Source organism: Geodermatophilus sp. SYSU D00814, assembly GCF_054050055.1.
This window is the reverse complement of record NZ_JBJGYP010000003.1, coordinates 128,711-144,145: the sequence shown is the minus strand read 5'-3', so window position 1 is coordinate 144,145 and position 15,435 is coordinate 128,711. Positions and strand designations below refer to the sequence as shown.

General features: G+C 75.7%; 15 protein-coding genes. 7 read left to right on the top strand and 8 right to left on the bottom strand.

What is annotated here, in order from left to right:
- Nucleotides 1-28: 28 nt before the first annotated feature.
- Nucleotides 29-298, bottom strand: a complete 270-nt coding sequence (locus ACI780_RS03490) for a hypothetical protein (protein ID WP_457000796.1) — start codon at nucleotides 296-298, stop codon at nucleotides 29-31.
- Nucleotides 299-427: 129 nt separating this feature from the next.
- Between ACI780_RS03490 and ACI780_RS03485 the strand changes: the two genes are divergently transcribed.
- The 3 genes from ACI780_RS03485 (at nucleotide 428) to pabB (ending at nucleotide 4,605) form a co-directional block, all read left to right on the top strand.
- Nucleotides 428-1,846 carry an AI-2E family transporter gene (locus ACI780_RS03485; RefSeq protein ID WP_457000794.1) on the top strand — a complete coding sequence of 473 codons (1,419 nt, stop codon included), beginning with the start codon at nucleotides 428-430 and terminating at the stop codon, nucleotides 1,844-1,846.
- A 69-nt stretch (nucleotides 1,847-1,915) separates the two neighbouring features.
- The gene (locus tag ACI780_RS03480; RefSeq protein ID WP_457000792.1) at nucleotides 1,916-2,866 is read left to right on the top strand and encodes a proteasome assembly chaperone family protein; all 951 of its coding nucleotides are present in this window, start codon (nucleotides 1,916-1,918) and stop codon (nucleotides 2,864-2,866) included.
- Nucleotides 2,863-4,605: an aminodeoxychorismate synthase component I gene (gene pabB / locus ACI780_RS03475; protein ID WP_457000789.1), complete on the top strand. Its 1,743-nt coding sequence runs from the start codon at nucleotides 2,863-2,865 to the stop codon at nucleotides 4,603-4,605. Before ACI780_RS03480 ends, pabB begins: the two co-directional genes overlap by 4 nt.
- On the opposite strand, the gene purU is transcribed toward pabB, so the two are convergent.
- The 5 genes from purU to ACI780_RS03450 form a co-directional block, all read right to left on the bottom strand.
- Complete coding sequence (gene purU / locus ACI780_RS03470) at nucleotides 4,602-5,486, bottom strand: formyltetrahydrofolate deformylase (protein WP_457000787.1); 885 nt, start codon at nucleotides 5,484-5,486, stop codon at nucleotides 4,602-4,604. The genes pabB and purU overlap by 4 nt on opposite strands.
- Before the next feature lie 51 nt (nucleotides 5,487-5,537).
- Nucleotides 5,538-6,458 carry a non-homologous end-joining DNA ligase gene (gene ligD / locus ACI780_RS03465; RefSeq protein WP_456870805.1) on the bottom strand — a complete coding sequence of 307 codons (921 nt, stop codon included), beginning with the start codon at nucleotides 6,456-6,458 and terminating at the stop codon, nucleotides 5,538-5,540.
- A gap of 23 nt (nucleotides 6,459-6,481) precedes the next feature.
- Nucleotides 6,482-7,471: a non-homologous end-joining DNA ligase gene (gene ligD / locus ACI780_RS03460; RefSeq protein ID WP_457000784.1), complete on the bottom strand. Its 990-nt coding sequence runs from the start codon at nucleotides 7,469-7,471 to the stop codon at nucleotides 6,482-6,484.
- Between the two features lie 3 nt (nucleotides 7,472-7,474).
- Nucleotides 7,475-8,434, bottom strand: a complete 960-nt coding sequence (ku, locus tag ACI780_RS03455; protein WP_456870807.1) for a non-homologous end joining protein Ku — start codon at nucleotides 8,432-8,434, stop codon at nucleotides 7,475-7,477.
- A 126-nt stretch (nucleotides 8,435-8,560) separates the two neighbouring features.
- A complete protein-coding gene (locus tag ACI780_RS03450) occupies nucleotides 8,561-9,196 on the bottom strand; it encodes a DUF1360 domain-containing protein (RefSeq protein WP_456870808.1) in 636 nt (211 codons plus the stop codon).
- A 156-nt stretch (nucleotides 9,197-9,352) separates the two neighbouring features.
- Here ACI780_RS03450 and ACI780_RS03445 point away from each other — a divergent pair, with 156 nt between their 5' ends.
- Together ACI780_RS03445 and ACI780_RS03440 are read left to right on the top strand one after the other, a co-directional pair.
- On the top strand, nucleotides 9,353-9,877 hold the full coding sequence (locus tag ACI780_RS03445) for a hypothetical protein (protein ID WP_457000782.1): 525 nt from the start codon (nucleotides 9,353-9,355) through the stop codon (nucleotides 9,875-9,877).
- A 259-nt stretch (nucleotides 9,878-10,136) separates the two neighbouring features.
- Nucleotides 10,137-10,535, top strand: coding sequence for an STAS domain-containing protein (locus tag ACI780_RS03440; protein WP_089405599.1), 399 nt, complete (start codon nucleotides 10,137-10,139; stop codon nucleotides 10,533-10,535).
- A 145-nt stretch (nucleotides 10,536-10,680) separates the two neighbouring features.
- Here the strand turns inward: ACI780_RS03440 and ACI780_RS03435 are convergent, their stop codons facing one another.
- Together ACI780_RS03435 and ACI780_RS03430 are read right to left on the bottom strand one after the other, a co-directional pair.
- Nucleotides 10,681-11,691, bottom strand: a complete 1,011-nt coding sequence (locus ACI780_RS03435) for a DNA topoisomerase IB (protein ID WP_457000779.1) — start codon at nucleotides 11,689-11,691, stop codon at nucleotides 10,681-10,683.
- Nucleotides 11,692-11,737: 46 nt separating this feature from the next.
- Nucleotides 11,738-13,609: a SpoIIE family protein phosphatase gene (locus tag ACI780_RS03430; RefSeq protein ID WP_457000777.1), complete on the bottom strand. Its 1,872-nt coding sequence runs from the start codon at nucleotides 13,607-13,609 to the stop codon at nucleotides 11,738-11,740.
- Between the two features lie 240 nt (nucleotides 13,610-13,849).
- Between ACI780_RS03430 and ACI780_RS03425 the strand changes: the two genes are divergently transcribed.
- Nucleotides 13,850-14,359 carry an ATP-binding protein gene (locus tag ACI780_RS03425; protein ID WP_457000775.1) on the top strand — a complete coding sequence of 170 codons (510 nt, stop codon included), beginning with the start codon at nucleotides 13,850-13,852 and terminating at the stop codon, nucleotides 14,357-14,359.
- A complete protein-coding gene (locus ACI780_RS03420) occupies nucleotides 14,356-15,372 on the top strand; it encodes an RNA polymerase sigma factor SigF (RefSeq protein WP_457000773.1) in 1,017 nt (338 codons plus the stop codon). Before ACI780_RS03425 ends, ACI780_RS03420 begins: the two co-directional genes overlap by 4 nt.
- Nucleotides 15,373-15,435 lie beyond the last annotated feature (63 nt).

The window sequence follows — 15,435 nt, the reverse complement described above, 5'->3', positions numbered from 1 at the left end:
TGCCCTCGGGCCGGCGGTCGGGCGGCGGTCAGCCCCCGGCCTTCTTGACCCCGAACATGAGCACCCGGCGGTCGACGTCGTAGTGCACCGTGTCGTTGTCGACGAGCAGGTCCTGCAGGTTGTCGGCGTCGTCCGGGTCGAGGGTCAGGACCTCCTCCCAGGCGCCCTGGTCGAGGACGAGCTGCAGCGTGTACGTCCCGGGCTCGCCGGGCTCCCCGGCGACCCAGCTGAACTGGTAGTGCGACAGCTGCCGGACCTTGATGCTGTTGTCGGTGACCGGCTGCGGGACCTCGGGCATGGCTTCCCCTTCGAACGTCCCCGGGGCGGTTCCCCGGATCGCCTCCCTACCCCGGCGCGCGGTTCCCGACCCGGGCCGGCCGACCCCGTTCCGGCGGTGGAGACCGCGGAACTGTGGTGCGATCACGGCATGAGGTTCCGCCTGCCCGGACGCCCGGACGCGCCCTCCGGTGGCGCCGCCCCCGGGGCCGGTGACGCGCCGGGCGGGGCGTCGGCCGCGTCCACCTCGACGTCCACGTCGGCGTCCACCTCGGCGTCCACGTCGGGGTCCGCGTCGGGGTCCGGTGCCGGCCGGGAGCAGGGTCCCGGGCCCGCGCCGTCGCTGTCCGGCGAGGGCGGGCAGGGCGACCCCCGGGCCGGCGACCACCGGGCCACCGCCGCCCCGGCGCCCACCTGGCAGCGCGGCCAGCGCGCCGTGTCGGCGATGAGCACCTTGGCCATCGCCGCGGCGCAGCTGCTGCTCATCAGCGGCGCGGTGGTCGTCCTCTTCTGGGTGCTGGGCCGGCTGTGGGTGATCCTGCTGCCGATCGTCCTCGGCCTGCTGTTCGCCACCGTGCTGTGGCCACCCACCCGCTTCCTGCGCCGGCACCGCTGGCCCCCCGCGCTGGCCGCGGCGGTCGTGCTGCTGGTGTTCCTCGGCCTGATCGCCGGACTGATCGCCGTCATCGCCCCGCAGGTCGCCGACCAGGTCACCGACCTCGCCGACCAGTTCACCAGCGGCCTGCAGCAGATCCAGCAGTGGCTGCAGGGCCCCCCGCTCGACATCGACGAGGACCAGCTCGGCCGGTACGTCGACCAGGCGATCAACTCGGTGCAGTCCAACGCGTCGAACATCGCCGGCTACGCCGCCACCGGCGCCTCCGCCGTCGGCAACGGCCTGATCAACCTGGTGCTCGCCCTCGTGCTGGCGTTCTTCTTCGTCAAGGACGGCCCGCGCTTCGTGCCGTGGCTGGCCGCGCAGACCGGCCCGCGCGCCGCCCCGCACGTGGCCGCGCTGTCGCAGAAGACCTGGAGCACGCTGTCGGAGTTCATCAAGCAGCAGGCGCTCGTCGGGTTCATCGACGCCTTCTTCATCGGCCTCGGCCTGTGGATCCTCGACGTCCCGCTGGTGATCCCGCTGGCGGTGCTGACCTTCTTCGGCGCCTTCATCCCGATCATCGGTGCCTTCGTGGCCGGCGCCTTCGCGGTGCTGATCGCCCTGGTCGACGAGGGCCTCACCGTGGCGATCATCGTCTTCGGGATCGTGCTGCTGGTGCAGCAGATCGAGGGCAACGTGCTGCAGCCGATCATCCAGGGCCGCGGGTTCAACCTCCACGCCGCGGTGGTCATCCTCGCCGTCACCGCCGGCGGCAGCCTGGCCGGGATCATCGGCGCCTTCCTCGGGGTGCCGGTGGCCGCCCTCATCGCCGTCGTGTACCGGTACGTCCGCGACGTCATGGACGGCCGACACCCGGAGGTGGCCGGCGACGGCACGCAGACCCAGGTCGCCGGGGACGACGACGGCGCCGTCCTCACCCGCGACCCGGCCCCCGGGACGGCCGCCCGCTGACCGGGCGGGAATGCCGCCGCACCCGCCGGCGCTGACCCCTGCGGACGTCGACCAGCAGGAGGTGCCGCCGTGGCGCAGCGACCGGAGGAGCTCGTCGAGCTCCTCCCCGAGGCCGAGCCGTTCCTCACCGCGGAGGCCGCGGTGGCGGCGCCGGAGGACCGGCGCGGGTTGGTGCTGGTGCACGCCCTCACCGGCGACTTCGACGCCGCCGACGCCGCCGAGTCCGCCGCCGCGCACCTGCTGGCCACCCTGCCGCACCGGCCGGTGGCGCGCTTCGACGCCGACCTGCTGGTCGACTACCGCGCCCGCCGGCCGCGGATGTCCTTCGCCGGCGACCGCTACCAGTCCTACACCGCCCCGGAGATCGTGCTCTCCGCGCTGGAGGACGACTCCGGCGAGCCGTTCCTGCTGCTGCACGGGCCCGAGCCGGACTACCGGTGGGAGGGCTTCGTCGCGGCGGTCGCCGGGCTGGTCGAGGAGCTCGGCGTCACCTCGGTGGTGGCGCTGCAGGCCATCCCCATGCCGGTGCCGCACACCCGGCCGGTGACGGTCACCGCGCACGCCACCCGCCGCGCGCTCATCGAGTCCTACCCCGTGTACTGGGGCGACCTGGTGGTCCCGGGCAGCGTCCCGGCCCTGCTGGAGCTGCGGCTGGGCGAGGCCGGCGTCGACGCGCTCGGCGTGGCCGCGCACGTGCCGCACTACCTGGCCCAGGCCACCTACCCGGCGGCGACGCTGACCCTGCTCGAGCACCTGGGCCGGCTGACCGGCCTGCTGCTGCCCACCGAGACGCTGCGCGAGGCGGCCCAGCAGCACCGCACCGACGTCGACGAGCAGATCGCCCGCTCGGCCGACAACACCGCCGTCGTCGCGGCGCTGGAGCAGCAGTACGACCAGTTCACCGCCGCCCGCGCCAGCAGCGACCTGCTCGGCAGCGTCGGCGAGGTGCCCAGCGGCGAGGAGCTCGGCGCGGAGTTCGAGCGGTTCCTCGCCGAGCAGGACCGCCACCGGGGCGAGTGAGGCTGCAGGGGCGCTTCGACGACGTCGCCGGCGGCACGGCGCGGTCCTTCCCCGGGACCTCCCGGGTGCTGGTCGCCACCACCCCGGCCGACGTCGTCCCGGTGCTCGCCGAGGTCGACCGCGCCACCGCCGCCGGCTGCTGGGCCTTCGGCTACCTCGCCTACGAGGCCGCGACCGGGCTCGACCCCGGCCTCACCGTCGCCGCCCGGGCCGACGGGGACCCGCTGCCGCTGGCCGTCTTCGGACTGGCCGACCGGCCGCGGGACGTGCCCGTCGTCACCCCCGCCGGCGGGCGCGGGTACACGGTCGGCCCGTGGGCCCGCGGCTGGACCGAGGCCGGTCACCGCGCCGCCGTCGAGGCGGTGCGCGAGCACATCGCCGCCGGCGACACCTACCAGCTCAACCTGACCGTGCGGATGCGCGCGCCGGTGTCCGGCGACCTCGAGCGGCTCTACGCCGACCTCGCCTGCGCCCAGGCCGGGTCGCACGCCGCCCTCCTCGACCTCGGCCGGCACGCCGTCATCTCCGCCAGCCCGGAGCTGTTCTTCCGCTGGACCGGGGACGAGCTGCTCACCCGGCCGATGAAGGGGACGGCGCGCCGCGGCGCCACGCCCGGCGACGACGCCGCGGCCCGCGCGCGGCTGCTGGCCAGCGACAAGGAGCGCGCCGAGAACCTGATGATCGTCGACCTGCTGCGCAACGACCTGGGCCGGGTGGCCGAGGTCGGCAGCGTCGCCGTCCCGGCGCTGTTCACCGCCGAGCGGTACGGGACGGTGTGGCAGCTGACGTCCGACGTCACCGCGCGCACCGGCCCGCGCACCGGGCTGGTCGACGTCGTCCGGGCGCTGTTCCCCTCCGGCTCGGTCACCGGCGCACCCAAGCGGCGGTCGATGGAGCTCATCGCCGCGCTCGAGGACGGCCCGCGCGGGGTCTACTGCGGCGCGATCGGCTGGGTCGCCCCGCCGGGGGCCGGCGACCGGGCGGTGTTCAGCGTGGCGATCCGGACGGTGACCGTGGACCGCGCGACCGGCACCGCCGAGTACGGCACCGGCGGCGGCATCACCTGGTCCTCCGACCCGGCGGCCGAGCACGCCGAGCTGCTGGCCAAGGCCGCGATCCTCGAGCCGGGCCCGTTCGGGCTGCTGGAGACGATGGCGGCCGGGGCCGACGGCCGGATCCGCGACCTCGACCGGCACCTCGCGCGGCTGGCCGCCTCCGCCGCCGAGCTCGGCTTCGCCTTCCCCGAGGCGGAGGCCCGGCGCCGGCTGGCGGCCGCCGTCCCCGAGGGCGCGCCGGCGCGGCTGCGCCTGGTGCTGCACCGCGACGGGCGGCTCGACGTCGGGGCGCACCCGCTGCCACCGCCGGCGGACGGGCCGGTGCGGCTGGCGGTCGACGACGAGCCGGTCGACCCGGCGTCGGGGTGGCTGCGGCACAAGACGACCCGCCGCGACGTCTACACCGCGGCCGCCGCCCGCCACCCGGACGCCGACGACGTCGTGCTCGTCACCTCCGCCGGCGCCGTCACCGAGACCACGATCGCCAGCCTCGCCGTGCGGCTGGACGGGGTGTGGTGGACCCCGCCGCTGTCGGCGGGCTGCCTGCCCGGTGTGGCCCGCGGTCGCCTGGTCGAGGAGGGCCGGCTGCGCGAGCGCGACCTCACCCCGGAGGACCTGCGCCGCGCCGAGGCGCTCGCCGTCGTCAGCTCGCTGCGCGGGTGGCGTCCCGCCGTGCTGCGCTAGGCGAAGACGATGGTGCGGTCGCCCTCGACGATCACGCGGTCCTCCACGTGCCAGGTCACCGCCTGGGCGAGCACCTGCCGCTCGACGTAGCGGCCCACCCGGCGCATGTCCTCGACGGTGGCGCGGTGGTCGACCCGGGCCACCTCCTGCTCGATGATCGGGCCGGCGTCGAGGTCCGGGGTCACGTAGTGCGCGGTCGCCCCGATCAGCTTCACCCCGCGGTCGTGGGCGGCCCGGTAGGGGTTCGCGCCGACGAACGCCGGCAGGAAGCTGTGGTGGATGTTGATCAGCCGCTCCGGGAACCGGCTGCAGAAGTCGGCCGACACGATCTGCATGTACCGGGCGAGCACCACCAGGTCGACGTCGCCGACGATCTCCAGCGCCCGGGCCTCGGCCTGCGCCTTGGTCTCCGGCGTCACCGGCACGTGGTGGAAGGGCACCCCGGCCGCGGCCGCCACCGGCTCGAGGTCGGGGTGGTTGGAGACGACGGCGACGATGTCGGCGCGCAGGTCACCGGCGCGCACCCGGTAGAGCAGCTCCTGCAGCACGTGGTCGGTCCGGGACACGAACACCGCCACCCGCGGCCGGTACGAGGCCTCGGTGAGCCGCCAGGTGAGCTGCCACTGCTGGGCCAGGAGCTCCAGCGCCCCCTCGAGCTGGGTGCGCCGCGCCGACAGGCCGGGCAGCACGAACTCCAGCCGCAGCGTGAACACCCCGCCGGTCGGGTCCGAGGAGTGCTGCTGGGACTCGGTGATGTTCGCCCCGACGTCGGCGAGCAGCCGGGAGAGCACCGCGACGATGCCCGGGCGGTCGGGGCAGCGCACCACCAGCCGGCCGGTGTCGGCGGTGTTCACGGCATGGGCGACGGGCGCGGCGGACACGGTCAGCCATGGTGGCAGAGGCCGGCCCCGGCGCCGCCGCGGTCTCCTCCCTCAGAGGGAGGGCAGCCGGGCGCGGGTGCGGGCGGCGACGTCGAACAGGTCGCCGTACTCCTCCACCCGCGCCAGCACCTCCTCGGTGCGGAACCGCAGCTCCCCGGGGTCGGCGCCGTCCCGCACGGCGTCCACCTCGTCCCACCCGACCGGCGCGGACACCGGGGCGTCGGGCCGGGCGCGCAGCGAGTACGGCGCCACCGTCGTCTTGGCCGGGTTGTTCTGGCTCCAGTCGACGAGCACCTTCCCCGGGCGCAGCACCTTCTCCATCCGCCAGACCACGCGGTCGGGGGTCTGCGCCGACAGCTCCTGGGCCAGCGCCTTGGCGTAGCGGGACGGGTGGTCGCGGTCGGTGACCCGGATCGGGGCGTACACCTGCATGCCCTTGGAGCCCGAGGTCTTGACCACCGGGTCGAGCCCGTCGTCGACCAGCCGCACCCGCAGCCGCTCGGCCACCTCGCAGCACTCGGCGATGCCGGCCTGCGGACCGGGGTCGAGGTCGAGCACCAGCAGGTCCGGCAGGGCCGGCTGCAGCTTGCTGCCCACCTGCCACTGCGGCACGTGCAGCTCCAGCGCGGCCAGGTTGGCCGCCCAGGCGAGGTCGGCGACGGTCTCCAGGACCACCATCTCCAGCACCTCGCGGTCCTTCGAGCTGCCGGGGCTCGGCACGGTGACCTTCCGCACCCAGTCCGGCGCGTGCCGGGCGCTGTTCTTCTCGAAGAACGCCTGCCCCTCGACGCCGTCGGGCCAGCGGGTGAAGGTCACCGGCCGGCCGGACAGGTGCGGCAGCAGCACCGGCGCGATGCGCACGTAGTAGTCGATGACCTGCGCCTTGGTGAACGAGACCTCGGGGAAGAGGACCTTGTCGAGGTTGGACACCGACAGCTGCCGGCCCTCGACGCGCACCCGCTGGCGGCTCACCGGCCCATCCCACCGCGCCGGGCCTACGGCGACCACTCCACGACGACGTCGTCGACGTCGAGGTCCTCCCGCAGGCCGCGCCACGCCGGGTGGCGCAGCCGGCCGTCGGCGGTCCACGCGGCGAAGGCGACCTCGCCGACCAGTTCGGGCTCGGCCCACCGCGCGTCGCGGGCGACCTCGCGGGGCAGCGCGTCGGCGAACGGCGGGGTGCGGCGCGGAGTGAGCAGCGCCCCCAGCTCGCGCAGCGCCGCGTCGGGGAAGCCGGTGCCCACGTGCCCGGCGTAGACCAGCCGGCCGTCGTCGTCGTGGACGCCGACCAGCAGGGAGCCCACTCCCCCGGCCCGCCGCCCCCTGCCCGGCCGCCACCCGCCGACGACGACGCTCTGCGTGCGCAGGTGCTTGACCTTGCGCCACTCCGGCGCCCGCACGCCGGGCCGGTAGGGCGAGTCCAGCCGCTTGGCGACGACGCCCTCCAGCCCGTTGTCGCGGCTGGCGGCGTGCACGTCGGCGCCGCCGCCGCGGAACCACGGCGTGCTCACCCAGCGCCGCCCCTCGGCGCCGAGGCCGTCGAGGCGCTCCCGCCGCTGGTCGTAGGGCAGGTCGAGGAGGCTCCGCCCGTCGAGGGACAGCACGTCGAAGACCAGGTAGGTCACCGGCGCGGCGGCGGCCAGCCGGGCGACCTCGGCGCCGCCGGTGCGGTGCATCCGGTTCTGCAGCAGCCCGAAGTCGGGGCGGCCCAGCCGGTCGAGGGCCACCACCTCGCCGTCGACGACGACGTCGGTGTGCCCGAGCACCGTGGGTACTTCGCTGAGTTCGGGATAACGGTCGGTGAGCGGCGTGCCGCTGCGCGCCCACAGCCCGACCCGGCCCCCGCGGACGGCGGCCAGCGCGCGGACGCCGTCCCACTTGAACTCGTAGCCCCACGCGGCGTCCTGGCCGCGCGGGGGCAGCTCGCCGGCCACGGCGAGCATCGGCGCCGGCACCGGCGGCGCGGGGAGGACGGCGGGGGGCACGGGTCAGGCGCTGCGCCGCGACGTGCGCTTGGCCGGCTCCTTCTTCGCCGCGGTGACCTTGCGCGCGCGGGTCGGGCGCGCGGGCGCCTCCTCGGCCGCCTTCCTCGCGGGCGCCTTCTTCGCCGCCGCCTTCTTGGCGGGCGTGCGCGCCGGCGCGGCCTCCGCGGGCGCCTCCTCGTCGTCGGCGCCTCCCCCGCGGGCGCGCTCGACGCTGCGCCGCAGCGCGCTCATCAGGTCGACCACGGCCGCGCCCGGGTCGGCGGTCTCGGGCACCGGCTGCACCTCGCCGCCGGTCTGCTTGGCCTCCAACAGCGCGGTCATGGCCTCGCGGTAGTCGTCGGTGAACCCGGCGGGGTCGAAGTCGCCGGCCATCGAGGTGATCAGCGCCTCGGCCATCTGCAGCTCCTGCGGCCGGACCGAGACGTCCTCGTCGAGGAAGCCGAAGTCGGGACGGCGGATCTCGTCGGGCCAGCGCATGGTGTGCAGCACCAGCACGCCGTCGCGGACGCGCATCGCGGCCAGCGACTCCCGCTGCCGCAGTGCGATCTTGGTGATCGCGACCTGGCCGGTGTTCTCCAGCGCGTCGCGCAGCAGCACGTACGGGCGGGTCGCCGGGCCGTCGGGCTCGAGGTAGTAGGTCTTCTCGAAGTGGATGGGGTCGATCTCGGCCTGGTCGACGAACTGCAGGACCTCGATCTCCCGCCGGGTGGCCAGCGGCATCTCGGCGAGGTCCTCGTCGGTGAGGACCACCAGCTGCCCGTCGGGGAGCTCGTAGCCCTTGGCGATGTCGCCGTACTCAATCTCCTCGCCGTCGATCGAGCAGACCCGCTTGTACTTGACCCGCCCGCCGTCGGCGGCGTGCACCTGGTGGAAGCGGACGTCCCTGTCCTCGGTGGCCGTGTACAGCTTCACCCCGATGCTGACCAGGCCGAACGAGACCGCGCCGCGCCAGATCGAGCGCATGTCCACTCCCCTTCCCCGGGCTCCGCGACCATCGGCGGCGCGGCCCGCAGGATAGGTGCGGGCCGGCGCCCCGGCAGCGTCGTCGCTGCTGGTCTCCTCCGCCCGGGGGAAGCGGGCGTCCTCCTGTCAGGCCTGCTCGGCGTGCCGGCCGGCCGTGTCCTCGTCGCCGTTCTCGCTGCGGCCGCTCTCGCCGCCGCCCTGATCATCCTCCGGTCCGCCGCCGGTGACACTGCTCTGCAGCGCGTCGTAGGCGAACTGCAGGACGTCGGAGCCGGCCACCATCGTCATCGTCAGCGCTGCCAGCCGGGTGGCCCGCGGCGCGGCGACGTAGCTGAACACGAACCCGGTGCCCACCCACTGCGCGAGGCAGAACGGGCAGGTCACCAGCTCGCCGACCGCGTGCTTCCAGCCGTGCTCCACGCGCAGGTCCTCGGCGAGCTCGGCCTCGCCCGAGGCCCCCTGGAAGCGGGCGAAGGGCGCCCGGAGCGGGCTGGTGACCGGGTCCTTGGCGATCCGGCGGGCGAGCCGGAAGGTGCCGACGGTCAGCAGGACCGCGTCGCCGAGCGGGATCCGCGAGGGCAGCTCGCGCCCGGTCGCCCGGACGACGGCGGCGCCGGCGGCCACCGCGGCGCTGTAGACGCTCATCGCACCCAGGAAGCCGCCCAGCGGCCGGCCCTCGCCGCCGTCGTAGCCGCGGGCCTGCTCGGTCGCCCAGCGGCGGACCGGTTGCCCGATGCGCGCCACCTCGTCCTGGATCGCCATGGCGGTTGCGCTACCCGTGGGGCGGGTGCGCCATGCGGTCGTGCGCGACCCGTTCCGCCCGGGAGCGGTGCCGCATGGGCCGCCGGGAGCCGGGTAGGCGCAGGAGCAGTCCGCCGCCGGGTGCACCGTCCCGGCGGCCCGAGAGGGAGGAAGCCGATGACCCAGCCCGACCCCGGAGCCGCGCACTCCGCGCTCAACGACGCCGAGTTCCCCGACGACGAGCGGGGCCTGACCGGGGTGGCCGAGGACGCCGGCAGCGATCCCGGCGCGACCCGCCCCGAGGGGCAGACCGCCCGCGACGTGTTCCCCGAGGACGAGGGCATCCCGGAGGTCTCCCAGGACGACTCGCCCACGATCGCCGAGTCCGAGGACCCCGAGTTCGCGCCGCTGCCGCGCGAGGACCCCGGCGCCTCGATCGACTTCGGCACCACCGCCGCCGAGCAGTCCGAGGGCGAGTCGCTCAGCGGCCGCCTGGAGCGCGAGGTGCCCGACGTGCAGCCCGGTGTGCGGCCGGCGGAGGACCCGCAGGCGGCGTCGATGCAGCTCGAGCAGGACACCTCGACGACGTTCGACAGCGACTCGGGCACCAACAAGACCGCCGACGACGTCGAGGCCACCGCCGACCGTCGCGCTGGCGGCGAGGGCCCGGAGGAGGCCGCCGTCCACGTGCTCGACACCTGATCCCCGGGCTCCCCCGGTTCCGCGGCCGGCCCGGCAGGTCACCCGCTGAGGGGGTCCTGCCGGGCTGGTTGGCGTGCGGCCATCCGGTTGTCTACGTTGTAAATGCGGTTGAGCAGGCAGCCGCGCGCGCCGGCCGACCGTTCCCGGCGTGTTCCCCACGACCGACCGCCCACCCGGGGTACCCACGCCCCGACGTCCGCGGCGGTAGATTGACCGGTGGCCGCTCCGTTCGGCGCGGCCACTGAGAGGAGCTGCGTCCGTGACCGCATCCGACCTGCCCGCCGGGGGGCAGCCCGACGTGTCCACCGAGGGCACGGAGGCTCCCTTCGACGACGTGATCACGCTCTCGACCTCCACCGGTGAGGACGGCGCGGTCACGGTGACGGTCGTCGGCGAGGTCGACACCTTCACCGCCCCGGTGCTGCGCTCCTCGTTGGACACCCAGCTCGAGCAGCAGCCCCGCGAACTGGTCATCGACCTGTCCGGCGTCCAGTTCCTGGGCTCGGCCGGCCTGGCCGTCCTCGTCGAGACCCAGAAGTCGGCCCGCGCCCGCGACGTCGGCCTGCGCCTGGTCGCCACCACCCGGGCCGTCACCCGCCCGCTGGAGGTCACCGGCCTGATCGACCTGTTCACCATCGTGGACAGCAGCGCCCGCTGACCGACCCCCGCACCGTCCCCGACGAGGCCCCGCTCCGGCGGGGCCTCGTCGTTCTCCGGGGCCCGGGTCAGGCCGACAACAGGAGGAGGACCCCCCTGCCCCCCACCGCTCGCGAGCTCGCGGCGGGCCCCTGCCGGCGGGCCGGCTAAGCGGACAGCAGACGACAGACGGCCTGCTCGAGCACCTTCTGGGTCTCGCGGTCGTCGTCGGCCCGCGCCAGCTCGGACAGCGCGTCGGCGATCGTCTCGCCGTGCTCGTACCGGTCGACCACCCGCGGGTCGACGTAGCTGGCCTTGCACACCGCCGGGGTGTTGCCCAGGTGCTCGGACACCCGCACGTAGGCGTCCCGGATCGTCTTGTTGCGCGCAGTCCTGTTCTTCGGCTGCGGCTGCTCGGCCAGCGCGGCGGCCATCATCACCGTGGCGTTCCACGTCCGGAAGTCCTTCGCGGTGATCTCCGCGCCGCTGACCTCCTTGAGGTAGGCGTTGATCTCGTCGCTGGTCACGTCGCGCCAGCCGCCGTCCTCGAGCTGGTAGGCCAGCAGCTCCTCCCCCGCGTCGTCGGGGCGCTCGAGCAGCTGCCGGACGACGGTCGCCGTCGGCCGGTCGGTGATCTCCACCTCGCGCTCGATGCTGCCCTTGGCGGTGTACCGGAAGTAGGTCCGCTCGCCGCGGACCGTGACGTGCTCCCGGCGCAGCGTGGCCAGGCCGTAGGTGCCGTTCTCCTCGGCGTACTCCTCGCTGCCGATGCGGAAGGTGCCGAGGTCCAGCAGCCGCAGCGCGCAGGCCAGCACCCGCTCGCGGTTGGGCCCGCGGGTCCGCAGTGCCGCGGCGACGCGGTCGCGCACGTCGGGCAGCTCGGAGGCGATCGCCAGGACCCGCTCGTGCTTCTCGGCGTCGCGCCGGGCCCGCCAGGCGTCGTGGTAGCGGTACTGCCGCCGGCCGGCGGCGTCGAGGCCGGTGGCCTGGATGTGCCCGTTGGGCCAGGGGCAGATCCAGACGTCCTTCCACGCCGGCGGGATGGCGATGGACCTGATCCGGTCCAGCCGGTCGGGGTCGCGGATGAGCGCGCCGGTCTCGTCGCGGTAGGCGAAGCCGCGCCCGGCGCGGCGCCGGGTCCAGCCGGGGCCGTGCACGTTGCTGCGCCGCAGTCTCACGCCCCGTGGATGGGCAACCGGACGGTCCGGTAAACCGGCCCGCGGATCAGCGCAGCTCGACCAGCCGCTGCATGCCGCTGACCTCGAGGATGTGCCGGGTGACGCCGCCGTCCGGCGCGTGCACGACCAGCCGCCACCCCTCGGACTCGGCGATGGCCGCCACGGCCAGCACCACCCGCACCGCGGCGCTGCTGAACAGGGTGACCGCGGTCAGGTCCAGCTCGACGCGGACGGTGCCGCCGTGGCTGGCCTCCAGCAGCCGGATGCGCAGCTGCTCGGCACCGACCAGGTCGACGTCGCCGGCGGCGTGCACCACCGGGCTGCCGCCGGTCCGGTCGACGACGACGCTGGCGCCGGTGCCGCCCACCGGGTGCTCGGGCTCCTCGTCGGGGCTCTGCCGCAGCCGGGTGCGCAGCGTGACCGTGGTGCCGTGCTCGCCGCGCACGACCATGCCGTCGACGAGCTGCCGCATGATCAGCAGGCCGCGGCCGCGGTCGCCGGGGTCGCGGTCGGGCGGGCGCCAGGTGCCCTCGTCGTGCACGGTCACGGTGAGCACGCCGTCGACGTCGACCGCGGCGGTGACCCGCATCGGGCCGGGCTCGGTGTCGCGGTAGGCGTGCTCGGCGGCGTTGGCGCAGGCCTCGCCCACGGCCACCATCACGCCGACGCGGTCCTGCTCGCCCATGCCCAGCGCCGTCAGCCACGCGGACAGGCGCCGGCGGACGGCGGGCAGCGCGGAGGGCACGGCCAGCAGGTCCAGCTGCAGCGGCTCCACCGACCGGGAGCGGCGGTGCGCGACCAGGACGGCGACGTCGTCGGGGCGGCCGTCGGCGGTGAGCAGCCCGGCGGCGATGCGGGAGGCGAGCCCGGCCACCGCCTCGGCGTCGAGCGCGGCCGGGTCGGCGAGCGCGGCGCGGGCGACCCCGCTGAGCCGCCCCAGCCCCTCCGAGGGTGGCGGGCCCGCGGCCGCCACCGCGCCGTCGGAGTAGAGGACCAGCGTGGCGCCGGGCTCGAGCTGCGCGCGGGACACCGGGGTGGCCGCGCCCGGGAGCGTGCCCAGCGGCGGGCGGGCGGCCACCGGCAGGTAGGTGGTGCGGCCGTCGGCGTGCACCAGCAGCGGCGGCGGGTGGCCGGCCGCGGCGAAGGCCAGCGCCCCGGTGGCGACGTCGAGGACGGCGTAGAACACCGACGCGCCCTGGACGTCGTCCATCTGGGCGGCGAAGTCGTCGAGCGCGCCGAGCACCGCGGCCGGTGCGGGGTCGCGCAGCGCGCTGGAGCGCATCGCGCCGCGCAGCCGGCTCATCGCCGCCGCGGCCGGCACCCCGTGGCCGACGGCGTCGCCGATGACCAGTGCCAGGCGGCCGTGCCCGAGCGGCACCGCGTCGTACCAGTCGCCGCCCGCGGCGCGCGCGGACGTGGCGGGGTGGTAGCTGCCCGACAGGCGCACGTCGGGCAGCAGCGGCAGGGACGGCGGCAGCAGCGAGAGCTGGGCCTCCCCGACGGGGTCCGCGGGCGGCGCGGGCGGCGGGCCGCCGACGCGGTCCTCGGCGTCGTCGGGCACCAGGCCGCCCTCGAGCACGAGCACCGCGCCCGGGTCGGGCCCGGCGGCCAGCGGGCGGACCGCCACCGTGACCGGCGGCCCCTCCTCGTCGAGGACGCCGGTGAGGGTCTGCGGGCGTCCGGTGCGCAGCACGCTGGCGACCAGGTCGGCCACCGGCCGGCCCCCGACCACCGGCAGGTCGTACGGCGCGGCCCCCAGCGCGCGGGCGCGGGCGTTGGCCCACACGGTGCGCTGCTCCGGGCCGGTGACGAACCACAGCGCCGAGGGCGCCTCCTCCAGCGCGGCGACCAACGCGGCCGGGCCCTCGTCCACGACGGGACGGGGCCCCGGCGGCAGGCTGCCCTGGCTGGCGTTCATCCGGCACAAGCACACAACAGCGCCTGCGGCCCGGCAACCGCGCGGACGGGCCCGTCCGGTCCGCGTTTGCCCTGCTCGACCGCGGGGTAACCCGTCTCGCTGGCGCGCGGCCGCGCGGGAGCCCCCGCCCCGCGCGGAGCGCAGCACGACCCGGCGGGCAGGATGGAGCCGGCTGCCCGCGCAGCCCGCCGACGCGGGCCGCGCGGGGACCGAGCAGAACGGATGAGGAGCGGACGACGGATGGCGGACTCGAGCAGTGCCCTCGCCCAGGACGGGCGGCGCGCCGAACGACTGGAACTGCGGGTGCCCACCACGCCGAACCAGCTCCCCGCGGTGCGCGCGATGGCCGGTGACCTGGCGATCCGCATGGACTACGACCTCGACTCGGTGGAGGACCTGCGCCTGGCGGTCGACGAGGCGTGCGCGACCCTGTCGGCCATCGCCCTGGGCGACGCGCCGCTGACGGTGGTGTTCGAGACCACCCGCGCCGGGCTGCACATCGACGCGTGGGTGCCCACCGCCGAGGGCACCGACGTTCCCCGCGACGGCTTCGGCTGGGCGGTGCTGCAGACCCTGGCCGACAACGTCGACGGCCGCCGCGCCACCCAGGCGACGGTGCCCGGCGGCGACGGCAGTGACGCGGCGGTGGCCGTGATCAGCATGGACAAGTACCTGCCCGGGCAGCGACCGGGCGAGCTCGTCGGCCGCACGGGCGGCGGCACGGGCAGCGACCTCTCGGTCGCCCCGTGACGTCGGCGGCCGCCAGCAGCCGGGCCGTCGAGGAGGACACCCTGGAGGACGTGCCGGAGACCACGCCCGACCCCGCGGAGGAGCCCGTCCTCCCCCGCGACGACGACGAGAACACCGCCGACGTCACCGCCTCGGACACCGACACCGAGGACGCAGAGGACACCGCCGACGCCGAGGACGCCGACGCCGAGGACGTGGACGGCGACCGGACCGCGGACGCCGGCCGCGAGCCCGACAGCGCCCCGGTCTCGGACAACCGCCGCCGGGCCGAGCGCACCGCGCCGCTGTTCGCCGAGCTGGCGACGTTGGAGAAGGACGACCCGCGGCGCGAGCGGCTGCGCGAGATCCTGGTCGAGGAGCACCTGCCCCTGGTCCGGCACTTCGCCCGCCGGTTCAGCAACCGCGGCGAGCCCTTCGACGACCTGCTGCAGGTCGGCACCCTCGGCCTCATCGCGGCGATCGACCGGTTCGACCCCAACCGCGGCGTCGAGTTCCTCTCCTTCGCCGTCCCCACGATCACCGGCGAGATCAAGCGGCACTTCCGCGACCAGGGCTGGTCGGTGCGGGTGCCGCGCCGGCTGCAGGAGCTGCACCTGTCGCTGAACTCCGCCGTCGGCGAGCTGGCGCAGAAGAACGGCCGCGCGCCGACGCCGTCGGAGCTGGCCGAGCACCTGGGCATCCCGCGCGAGGAGGTCCTCGAGGGCCTCGCGGTGGCCAACGCCTACCGCAGCAGCTCCCTCGACGAGCGGCTCTCCGGCGAGGACGACTCCCCCACGCTGGCCGCCACCCTCGGCGAGGAGGACGCCGCGCTCGAGGGCGTGGAGTACCGCGAGTCGCTGCAGCCGCTGCTGGCCACCATCCCGGCCCGCGAGCGGCGCATCCTCATCCTGCGGTTCTTCGGCAACATGACCCAGTCGCAGATCGCCGCCGACATCGGCATCTCGCAGATGCACGTCTCCCGGCTGCTGTCCCAGACGCTGGCCAAGCTCCGCGAGGGCCTGCTCAAGGACTGAAGCCCGTGCACTTCCGCGGAAGTGCACGGGCTCCGGGTCACCGGGCTCCAGGTCACCGGGCTC

Coding starts and splice junctions, on each gene's coding strand:
- ACI780_RS03425 (WP_457000775.1), top strand. CDS start 13,850: ATGGCGGACTCGAGCAGTGCCCTCGCCCAGGACGGGCGGCGCGCCGAA.
- ACI780_RS03490 (WP_457000796.1), bottom strand. CDS start 298: ATGCCCGAGGTCCCGCAGCCGGTCACCGACAACAGCATCAAGGTCCGG.
- ku (WP_456870807.1), bottom strand. CDS start 8,434: ATGCGCTCGATCTGGCGCGGCGCGGTCTCGTTCGGCCTGGTCAGCATC.
- ACI780_RS03450 (WP_456870808.1), bottom strand. CDS start 9,196: ATGGCGATCCAGGACGAGGTGGCGCGCATCGGGCAACCGGTCCGCCGC.
- ACI780_RS03485 (WP_457000794.1), top strand. CDS start 428: ATGAGGTTCCGCCTGCCCGGACGCCCGGACGCGCCCTCCGGTGGCGCC.
- ACI780_RS03430 (WP_457000777.1), bottom strand. CDS start 13,609: ATGAACGCCAGCCAGGGCAGCCTGCCGCCGGGGCCCCGTCCCGTCGTG.
- ACI780_RS03445 (WP_457000782.1), top strand. CDS start 9,353: ATGACCCAGCCCGACCCCGGAGCCGCGCACTCCGCGCTCAACGACGCC.